Origin of the sequence: Gibbsiella dentisursi, from assembly GCF_039539505.1 — a bacterium.
Lineage (GTDB): Bacteria > Pseudomonadota > Gammaproteobacteria > Enterobacterales > Enterobacteriaceae > Gibbsiella > Gibbsiella quercinecans.
On record NZ_BAABDG010000006.1, the window covers coordinates 1 to 7,522 of the forward strand.

General features: G+C 51.8%; 6 protein-coding genes, 4 tRNA genes, 2 rRNA genes and 1 other RNA gene. 10 read left to right on the forward strand and 3 right to left on the reverse strand.

Annotated features, from left to right (window positions below):
- From ABFX35_RS14260 to birA, 4 genes are all read left to right on the forward strand, one after another.
- A 23S ribosomal RNA gene (locus ABFX35_RS14260) occupies positions 1 to 1,170 on the forward strand; the annotation flags it as partial.
- 108 nt (positions 1,171 to 1,278) lie between these two features.
- A 5S ribosomal RNA gene (rrf, locus tag ABFX35_RS14265) occupies positions 1,279 to 1,394 on the forward strand.
- Between the two features lie 446 nt (positions 1,395 to 1,840).
- Entirely contained in the window at positions 1,841 to 2,878 is a 1,038-nt protein-coding gene (gene murB, locus ABFX35_RS14270; RefSeq protein WP_279029299.1) for a UDP-N-acetylmuramate dehydrogenase, read from the forward strand.
- Entirely contained in the window at positions 2,875 to 3,831 is a 957-nt protein-coding gene (gene birA / locus ABFX35_RS14275; RefSeq protein ID WP_279029296.1) for a bifunctional biotin--[acetyl-CoA-carboxylase] ligase/biotin operon repressor BirA, read from the forward strand. Before murB ends, birA begins: the two co-directional genes overlap by 4 nt.
- Positions 3,832 to 3,903: 72 nt before the next feature.
- On the opposite strand, the gene coaA is transcribed toward birA, so the two are convergent.
- The 3 genes from coaA to ABFX35_RS14290 all read right to left on the reverse strand — a co-directional run bounded on the left by coaA (position 3,904) and on the right by ABFX35_RS14290 (position 5,959).
- The gene (coaA, locus tag ABFX35_RS14280; protein WP_095846275.1) at positions 3,904 to 4,854 is read right to left on the reverse strand and encodes a type I pantothenate kinase; all 951 of its coding nucleotides are present in this window, start codon (positions 4,852 to 4,854) and stop codon (positions 3,904 to 3,906) included.
- Positions 4,855 to 5,050: 196 nt separating this feature from the next.
- The gene (locus tag ABFX35_RS14285) at positions 5,051 to 5,599 is read right to left on the reverse strand and encodes a GNAT family N-acetyltransferase (protein ID WP_279029292.1); all 549 of its coding nucleotides are present in this window, start codon (positions 5,597 to 5,599) and stop codon (positions 5,051 to 5,053) included.
- A gap of 126 nt (positions 5,600 to 5,725) precedes the next feature.
- The gene (locus ABFX35_RS14290; protein ID WP_279029289.1) at positions 5,726 to 5,959 is read right to left on the reverse strand and encodes a hypothetical protein; all 234 of its coding nucleotides are present in this window, start codon (positions 5,957 to 5,959) and stop codon (positions 5,726 to 5,728) included.
- A 37-nt stretch (positions 5,960 to 5,996) separates the two neighbouring features.
- Here ABFX35_RS14290 and ABFX35_RS14295 point away from each other — a divergent pair.
- The 6 genes from ABFX35_RS14295 to ABFX35_RS14320 form a co-directional block, all read left to right on the forward strand.
- Positions 5,997 to 6,072, forward strand: a tRNA-Thr gene (locus ABFX35_RS14295).
- Between the two features lie 27 nt (positions 6,073 to 6,099).
- Positions 6,100 to 6,184: transfer RNA gene (locus tag ABFX35_RS14300), tRNA-Tyr, on the forward strand.
- Between the two features lie 42 nt (positions 6,185 to 6,226).
- Positions 6,227 to 6,351, forward strand: a non-coding RNA gene (locus ABFX35_RS14305) — RtT sRNA.
- Between the two features lie 198 nt (positions 6,352 to 6,549).
- Positions 6,550 to 6,624 (forward strand) — tRNA-Gly (locus ABFX35_RS14310).
- 6 nt (positions 6,625 to 6,630) lie between these two features.
- A tRNA-Thr gene (locus tag ABFX35_RS14315) sits at positions 6,631 to 6,706 on the forward strand.
- Between the two features lie 110 nt (positions 6,707 to 6,816).
- A partial coding sequence (locus tag ABFX35_RS14320; RefSeq protein WP_346081846.1) for an elongation factor Tu occupies positions 6,817 to 7,522 on the forward strand: 706 nt, incomplete at its 3' end.

The following is a 7,522-nucleotide window of genomic DNA, read 5'->3' on the forward strand; positions in this document are numbered from 1 at the left end:
GGAGCTGAAGCCAGTCGCAGATACCAGCTGGCTGCAACTGTTTAATAAAAACACAGCACTGTGCAAACACGAAAGTGGACGTATACGGTGTGACGCCTGCCCGGTGCCGGAAGGTTAATTGATGGGGTCAGCCGCAAGGCGAAGCTCTTGATCGAAGCCCCGGTAAACGGCGGCCGTAACTATAACGGTCCTAAGGTAGCGAAATTCCTTGTCGGGTAAGTTCCGACCTGCACGAATGGCGTAATGATGGCCAGGCTGTCTCCACCCGAGACTCAGTGAAATTGAACTCGCTGTGAAGATGCAGTGTACCCGCGGCAAGACGGAAAGACCCCGTGAACCTTTACTATAGCTTGACACTGAACATTGAGCCTTGATGTGTAGGATAGGTGGGAGGCTTTGAAGTGTGGACGCCAGTCTGCATGGAGCCAACCTTGAAATACCACCCTTTAATGTTTGATGTTCTAACTCGGCCCCCTAAGCGGGGGTGAGGACAGTGTCTGGTGGGTAGTTTGACTGGGGCGGTCTCCTCCCAAAGAGTAACGGAGGAGCACGAAGGTTAGCTAATCCTGGTCGGACATCAGGAGGTTAGTGCAAAGGCATAAGCTAGCTTGACTGCGAGAGTGACGGCTCGAGCAGGTGCGAAAGCAGGTCTTAGTGATCCGGTGGTTCTGAATGGAAGGGCCATCGCTCAACGGATAAAAGGTACTCCGGGGATAACAGGCTGATACCGCCCAAGAGTTCATATCGACGGCGGTGTTTGGCACCTCGATGTCGGCTCATCACATCCTGGGGCTGAAGTAGGTCCCAAGGGTATGGCTGTTCGCCATTTAAAGTGGTACGCGAGCTGGGTTTAGAACGTCGTGAGACAGTTCGGTCCCTATCTGCCGTGGGCGTTGGAAGATTGAGAGGGGTTGCTCCTAGTACGAGAGGACCGGAGTGAACGCACCACTGGTGTTCGGGTTGTCATGCCAATGGCATTGCCCGGTAGCTAAGTGCGGAAGAGATAAGCGCTGAAAGCATCTAAGCGCGAAACTTGCCTCGAGATGAGTCTTCCCTTGGGCTTTAAGTCCACTAAAGGAACGTTTAAGACGAAGACGTTGATAGGCTGGGTGTGTAAGTGCAGCGATGCATTGAGCTAACCAGTACTAATGAACCGTGAGGCTTAACCTTACAACACCGAAGGTGTTTTAGAGACGTGACAGAGATTTTTGGCTTGTTTGCAGATTGGTTTTGGTGGTTGCAGAGAGAACTGTAACGGCTGAAATGAAACAGAATTTGCCTGGCGGCAATAGCGCGGTGGTCCCACCTGACCCCATGCCGAACTCAGAAGTGAAACGCCGTAGCGCCGATGGTAGTGTGGGGTCTCCCCATGCGAGAGTAGGACACTGCCAGGCATCAAATCCAGTAGAAAGCCCCGTACTTGCGTACGGGGCTTTTTGCGTTGTGGGCCACGCTTCGGCGCGCTATAGGCTCTCATGATGGGGCCGGCCTGTGTGGGTGGGAAGAAAATAACATTCTCGAATCTATAATAGATAGTTATTATTTATTTACGGAGAAAGGCTATTTGCTAATAGATCGTCGATAGTTTTTTGTAGTAATCAATATCCGGAATACTTACTTAGTACCTATTGATTATTTATATACCCCAAATCGATGAATAGCATACGCGTATTTTTATATATTATTGATTATATGGTATATTTTTATTATTTCTCGCCTTGTGAATAGCGTTCTTAAAAATCCCTTGCATTAAAATAACGACGAAGAAAAACAAATAATAGCTATCAACGTTAAATTGGGTAGACTAGGTATAATTTATTTCGTAAGGGTATCTAACGTTATGCATACTGAAAGTGCGTCTTTGAAAGACTACAATACTTTTGCGCTCCCGGTTAACGCAGCGCAATTGGTGATTGCCGAGACCATCGAACAGATGATTAAGGTCTGGCAACAGACCCAGAAACGCCAGCAGCCGCTGCTGATCCTCGGTGAAGGCAGTAATGTCTTGTTCCTGGAGGACTTTGCCGGCACCGTGATGGTCAATGCGCTTAAAGGCATCGCCATCCAGGAGCAGGAAGATGCATGGCACCTGCACGTTAGCGCCGGGGAAAATTGGCACCAGTTGGTGAGGCAAACGTTAGATGCAGATATTCCCGGTCTGGAAAACCTGGCGTTGATCCCAGGCAGAGTCGGCTCTGCGCCTATCCAGAATATCGGTGCCTACGGTCTTGAACTGAAAGATGTCTGCGAGTATGTCGATTTGCTGGATCTCAACACGGGCGCTATCGATCGCATGAGCGTAGAACGCTGCGGGTTCGGTTACCGTGAAAGCGTGTTCAAGCACCAGCTCAAACTGGGTTACATCATCGTGGGCGTTGGGCTGCGTTTAAACAAGCAGTGGCGTCCACTGCTGAATTATGGCGATCTCACTAAATTGGATCTGCATACGGTAACGCCCCACCAGGTATTCGAGGCCGTGTGTCAAATGCGCCAGAGTAAGCTGCCCGACCCCCGGGTAACCGGTAACGCCGGGAGTTTCTTTAAAAACCCGTTGGTCAGCAAAGAACAGGCGCAACGTCTACTGAGCGAATACCCTGGTATGCCGCACTATCCGCAGGCCAGTGGCCAGGAGAAGTTGGCGGCGGGCTGGCTCATCGATCAGTGCGCCCTAAAAGGGCAACAGATTGGCGGCGCTGCGGTGCACAGCAAGCAGGCATTGGTTCTGGTGAACCAGAACAACGCCTCCAGCCAGGATGTCGTGGCGCTGGCGCGCCATGTGCGTAACACCGTGGCTGAAAAGTTTGCCGTATGGCTGGAGCCAGAAGTTCGCTTTATCGCTGCATCAGGTGAAGTGGATGCACTGGAGATACTGTCATGAAAGATACAACGGTGCCGTTAAAACTGGTTGCGTTGCTTGCCGACGGCAACTTTCATTCCGGTGAACATCTGGGTGAAGCACTGGGGATGAGCCGCGCAGCCATCAATAAGCACATTCAGACGATCCGCGAGTGGGGATTGGATGTCTTTACCGTGCCGGGTAAAGGGTATAGTTTGCCTGCGCCAATTCAATTGCTTGATGCTGAGCGTATTATCCGCCTGTTGGATGAGCAACGTATTACCGTGCTGCCGGTTGTGGATTCCACGAACCAGTATCTGCTGGATCGTATCGCCGAGCTGCAATCCGGCGACGCCTGCGTAGCAGAATATCAGCAGGCAGGCCGTGGCCGCCGTGGGCGCCGTTGGGTGTCGCCGTTTGGCGCTAACCTGTACCTTTCCATGTTTTGGCGGCTTGAGCAGGGCCCAGCGGCCGCGATCGGCCTAAGCCTGGTGATTGGTATTGTGATGGCGGAAACCCTGCAGCGCCTGGGTGCGGAAAACGTGCGGGTAAAATGGCCGAACGATCTTTACCTAAACGATCGTAAACTGGCCGGCATCTTGGTCGAATTAACCGGTAAAACCGGCGATGCCGCGCAGTTGGTAATCGGTGCCGGGATTAATCTGGCGATGCGGGATACCCATACGATTGACCAGGGCTGGATCAACCTGCAGGAAGCCGGGATTGATATCGATCGTAACGAACTCACAGCCACGTTGCTCAATGAGTTGCGCCGTACGCTACCGCAGTTTGAACAACAAGGGCTGGCCCCGTTCGTCGCCCGCTGGCGACAATTGGATAATTTTATCGATCGTCCGGTTAAGCTATTGATTGGCGAGCAGCAGATCTTTGGTATTGCACGCGGCATCGATCAGCAAGGAGCGCTGCTGTTGGAACAGGAAGGTGTGATAAAGCCATTTATCGGTGGGGAAATATCATTGCGCAGCGCGCAGTGACAATAAATAGAATAGGGGGGTGAACCCCCTATTGCTGTTGCGCAAACTGTGCCTGGTTTGCAGTCAGCACCGCTATTTTCGCAGGCGAACGTTCTCTACCGCATGGTTGGCGCTTTTTGTCATGATAAGGCTGGCGCGCTCCCGGGTAGGAAGGATATTCTGTTTTAAATTCAAACCGTTAATCTCATTCCATAGCCCGGTGGCAATATTGATTGCCTCGGCTTCCGGCAATTTGGCATAGTTATGGAAATAAGAGTTCGGGTTGGAAAACGCACCCTGGCGGAATTTCAGGAAACGGTTGATATACCAGGTTTGCAATAAGTCTTCCGGTGCATCTACATATATAGAAAAATCGACAAAATCGGAAACAAATACGTGATGCGGATCGTGAGGATAATCCATCCCGCTTTGCAACACGTTTAATCCTTCCAAAATAAGAATATCAGGCTGTTCAATGACTTTATTGCCATCGGTGACGATATCGTAAATAAGATGTGAATACACCGGTGCCGTAACGCGTTTAGCGCCGGATTTCACTTCAGAAACAAACTTGACCAGGTTATGCATATCATACGATTGCGGGAAGCCTTTTTTCTTCATTAGCCCGCGTTCGTTGAGCACCTTATTGGGATGCAGAAAGCCATCGGTGGTAATCAACTCAACGGTGCGGTGCTCCGGCCAGCGGCTGAGCAGCGCCTGCAACAGGCGCGCCGTGGTGCTTTTCCCGACGGCGACACTGCCTGCTATCCCAATGATGTAAGGGATTTTTTGCCCATCGGTACCCAAAAATTGCTCAAGCACCGCCTGCCGGCGCAGATTAGAGCTGATATAAAAGTTCAGCAAGCGCGATAGCGGCAAATAAATTTGCGCGACTTCATCCAAAGAAAGATCTTCGTTAATGCCTCGAAGCTTAACGATCTCTGCTTCCGAAAGGGTGAGCGGAACAGAATCCCGCAGCGCAGCCCACTGGGTACGATTGAACTGTAAGTAAGGCGTCGCTAAAGATTGATCTCTTTTTATCATAAGCTAAATTCTGCCTGGTTACGCACGTTGGAAGCGGCGCCGAACGCCAACGCCAGATAATAAATAAGCTGCATATTATAGACAGCTTGCTTTTTGGCGTAGACTTTTTTCTTACATATTGTCTATTCGCAGGGAAATAGCCAGTACAAGTAGAGGGGTGAGGGGCGGTATCACGGCAGGCGATACCGCCTGGAGGTTAGCTGGCAATCGCGTGTGAAGGCTGGTTGACCGCAAACAGCCGTTTGTAATAAATCACTGTGGGATGGTAATAGCCATCGGGAGAGGCCGCGTAATCGGGCAACTCCCCCAGGCAACGATAGCCAAGCGTTCGATACAGGCCTTCTGCGGCGCAACCGGCTTGAGTATCCAGATAGAGCAGCCCACGCCGGTGTTGCAGTGCAGCCTGTTCCAGCGTTTTCATCAGCGCGTGCCCCACGCCGTTGCGGCGGGCGCGGCTGTGGACCAGCAACTTGCGTACTTCCGCCCGGTTACGGCCATTGGGCTTTTGGCACAGTTCAAGCTGTACGGTACCGATGACGCCACTTTGATCCCGGGCGATCCATAGCAGCAGTTCTCCCTTCGCCAGAGCAGGGCGCAGGCTGTGGAAGTAGCTTTCTGCATCTTCATGCGGGATCTGGGTATCGTAACCTACGGATGCGCCATGCGTAATCGCATCGGTCAGCAGCTGTGCCAGCTCGTCCCGATAAATGGGAAGCGTGGCGGCATTGATAGAGACTATTTTCATCGGCTATTCCTCCTGGGCTAAGGGGGTAATTACATTAGGCAAGATTTGTGCCAATGGGCTAATTGACTGAAGCTAATGTGGTTGGTCATCAAATAGGCAGAATGAATGCGCCGCCGGTGGGCAAACTCACTGTTGTGGTGCAGCCTGGTTGCGCATATTTTGCTCTGCGGCGCAGCGAAAAAATCGAACGCCAGCGGAAACCGGCGGGTAAGAAAACAGCCAATCTATGGATAAAATCACATTAAATGCTTCACGTAACGGGTCGATTTTTACCCATATTGGGTAGTGATTTGCCAGAGAGTACGCAAATTTGGCTGATTTATGAGCGAAAGTGCGCGAGACGCAATTTTTTTGTTGCATAGGTCGTCCGCTCTACCTAGAATGCGCTGCACTTGATGCCGGCATAGCTCAGTTGGTAGAGCAACTGACTTGTAATCAGTAGGTCCCGAGTTCGACTCTTGGTGCCGGCACCATTCAAGTTTAAGCAATAAAAAAAATCTGGTGGGGTTCCCGAGCGGCCAAAGGGAGCAGACTGTAAATCTGCCGTCACAGACTTCGAAGGTTCGAATCCTTCCCCCACCACCAAATTCAACGTTAGCGATAACGTTAAACCAAAGCGGATTGCTGCATTGTCCACTTTGGGGAAGGTGAGAACCTTCGACAAGGTTCGAGTCGAGCAGCGCGAGACAACGTGCGCAGCACGGCCCGAAGGGTGAGGAGCGGAGCGACGAATAATCCTTCCCCCACCACCAAATTCAACGTTAGCGATAACGTTACACCAAAGCGGATTGCTACATTGTCCACTTTGGCGAGGGCGAAAGCCTTCGGCACATGCAAAACGGTGTAAAATATTCTACGCTGTTCGGCATGAAAGGCGTGGAGCAAAGCGTATACCGTCCTTCTCCAGCCTCTCGTTTTTACAGAAAAATCAGGTAGCCGAGTTCCAGGATGCGGGCATCGTATAATGGCTATTACCTCAGCCTTCCAAGCTGATGATGTGGGTTCGATTCCCACTGCCCGCTCCAAGATGTGCTGATATAGCTCAGTTGGTAGAGCGCACCCTTGGTAAGGGTGAGGTCGGCAGTTCGAATCTGCCTATCAGCACCACTTCCTTGTTTTCTCGCCCCCTGATTTTCTTTCTGTTCTGGATTCAGCAAGCATATGCTTGGTTGATGTGGTGATACCACCGATTTATCCGTGTCTTAGAGGGACAATCGATGTCTAAAGAAAAGTTTGAACGTACAAAACCGCACGTTAACGTCGGTACTATCGGCCACGTTGACCATGGTAAAACAACGCTGACCGCTGCTATCACCTCCGTACTGGCTAAAACCTACGGCGGTGCTGCTCGTGCTTTCGATCAGATCGATAACGCACCAGAAGAAAAAGCGCGTGGTATCACCATCAACACCTCTCACGTTGAATACGATACCCCGACTCGCCACTACGCGCACGTTGACTGCCCAGGGCACGCCGACTACGTGAAAAACATGATCACCGGTGCTGCACAGATGGACGGCGCGATCCTGGTAGTTGCTGCGACTGACGGCCCGATGCCGCAGACCCGTGAGCACATCCTGCTGGGCCGCCAGGTTGGCGTTCCTTACATCATCGTGTTCCTGAACAAATGCGACATGGTTGATGACGAAGAGCTGCTGGAACTGGTAGAGATGGAAGTGCGCGAGCTGCTGTCTCAATACGATTTCCCAGGCGACGACACCCCGGTAATCCGTGGTTCCGCACTGAAAGCGCTGGAAGGCGAAGCAGAGTGGGAAGCGAAGGTTATCGAACTGGCGGAAGCGCTGGACAGCTACATCCCAGAACCAGAGCGTGCGATTGACAAGCCGTTCCTGCTGCCAATCGAAGACGTATTCTCTATCTCCGGCCGTGGTACCGTGGTTACCGGTCGTGTAGAGCGCGGCG